This is a genomic window from Neisseria sp. P0021.S005 (assembly GCF_051956955.1).
This window is the reverse complement of the sequence record NZ_JBQCWY010000552.1, coordinates 1-2,066: the sequence shown is the minus strand read 5'-3', so window position 1 is coordinate 2,066 and position 2,066 is coordinate 1. Positions and strand designations below refer to the sequence as shown.

Here is a 2,066-nt window from a genome sequence, read left to right as displayed (position 1 = left end):
GTGTTCAAATGGGTAGAAGAAAAAACCAATCTGGATAAAATCGGCGACATCACGCTTTCCATGACCGTCCTCATCAGCGCAATGATTTGCCTCATTGGGATTTTCTCGCCGATGGTGACCTGGATACTGCCGGAAAAATACACGCAGGTTCAATTTATCCTGCTCTCGTGTATGCTCTTCCCCCTGTTTTACACGCTGACCGAAGTCAGCGGCATCGGTTTGAACGTTGTCCGCTCAACTTGGCTGATTACCGTCATCAACATCGTTGCCTTTATCGCCAATACCGCCCTGCTCTATCTGCTGGTACCGAAATTCGGTGCAAAAGGTGCGGCTATGGCCAGCGCAACGGCTTTTTGGCTGTTTTTCATCTTTAAAACCGAATTCTCTTCACGCCTGTGGCAGCCTTTGCCGCGCCTGAAGATTTATACAAACTCAACGCTCTGCCTGATGATCTGCCTTGCCTATACTTGGCTGGGTACGCGCGACAACTACATCTGGTTTGCGCTGGCATGGGCAGTCGGGCTAGGTTTCCTGTTCCTAAAATACAAACACGCACTATTTGCCGCGACCGAAAAAATCAAAGCCAAATTAAACCGTTCGGCAAAATAGCCAACCTGAGATTCAGGTCTCTACGATAACAACAGAACGACTATGAAAATAAAACGTCTAAATTTATACACTTACATCCTATACATTATGTTTACAGCTTATATGCTGGGGCCGGCGCTGTCTTTTAAAATCGGCGTACCGCGCATCGATAATCCTTTATCGTTGTTGTTCGTATTGATTGGCCTTGCCGTATTCTTTTTGGAGGGCAAGCATATTCCGCGCAAAATTTTTGTCATGCTCTGCGCCCTGGCCGCCATGTGTATTTGGCCGGCCATCCACATGGGCATTACATCGCTGATACCGACTCAATACATGGACATCTTGTTTTTTATGGCGGTGCCGGTTTTTTTCTACTTGTTTTACCAAGTGCTTATGCGCGCTGAAGATCCATTGGGCGTTATTCAGAAGTTTTTATTGGTCTTTGCCCTTTATGTTGCCATTCCACCATTTGTGGAATTGATTACCGGCATTCAGTTTGTCAGTGCCAGTGATGAACTGGCCATTAAAGAAGGCTCGCTCAAAGGGCTGTTTTTCAACCCCAACAACCTTGCTGCCACTGCCGTTTGCCTCGCACCCGCCATCCTATTTTTCTTTCAACTGCAAGGACGCAAACACAAAGAGAAACTACTGGGCTGGGGATTATATTTACTACTAGGTATGGCCATTTTTGTTTGCGTATCACGCACAGCTATTGCCTGCTACCTTTTGATTTCACTCATTTATATAGCTTATCGTAAAAATGGTTTTATTACCATTATTGCCACAGGACTGCTCGCGTTAACATTATCGATGATTCCATCCCGTGTCATCGCGGAATTTTTGCTGTCACTTAACGGCAACCCTTTTCTTGAACGTTTTTCCAGCCGCGTATACCTTTTTCTATTCGATTTAGACAGCGACAACTCTGTGTCCTACCGTCAGGAGATTTACAACTATTTTTGGAATAATCCGCCCCTGTTGCTAACCGGCTACGGACCAAAAAATTTTCGCGAATATTTCGGCGGCCATTTGAGCGACAGCTTGGGCTTTGAAAACCCGCACAGCTTCATCATCGAGCTGTATCTGGGTTTCGGCATAATTTCCCTGCTCGGCTTTATTGCATTTGTAGCGTTTTATTTCCTCTACACTGCCTCAAGCCGTGCACTAACCAACAAATCACGCGTACTGGCTTGGGTTGCCTTGGGCATTTTCTTGTTAGCAGGTTTTATTCCGTCCACCATTTTGCGTATGCCCTTCATCTGGCTACCCTGCCTGCTGATTTACATTTACAGCACATTTGTCGCATCCAAATTACAAAATCAGGCCGCTTACACATATAGCTATACCCCATCTAAAACAAAGGGAATATCATGAAAATCACCCTGACTACCTCCATGTCTGGCCTCGGTGGCACTGAAAATGCCACTTTCCGCCTCGGTCGCCTGCTCAAACAACGCGGACACGATATCGTATTGGCC

Annotated in this window: 2 protein-coding genes; both read left to right on the top strand. The window is 46.1% G+C overall.

Going from position 1 to position 2,066, the window contains the following annotated elements:
• Positions 1-609: lipopolysaccharide biosynthesis protein (locus tag ACTHUE_RS16745; protein ID WP_440424025.1), on the top strand; the 609-nt coding region annotated here is incomplete at its 5' end.
• Between the two features lie 42 nt (positions 610-651).
• Positions 652-1,962: an O-antigen ligase family protein gene (locus tag ACTHUE_RS16740; protein ID WP_107792218.1), complete on the top strand. Its 1,311-nt coding sequence runs from the start codon at positions 652-654 to the stop codon at positions 1,960-1,962.
• Positions 1,963-2,066 lie beyond the last annotated feature (104 nt).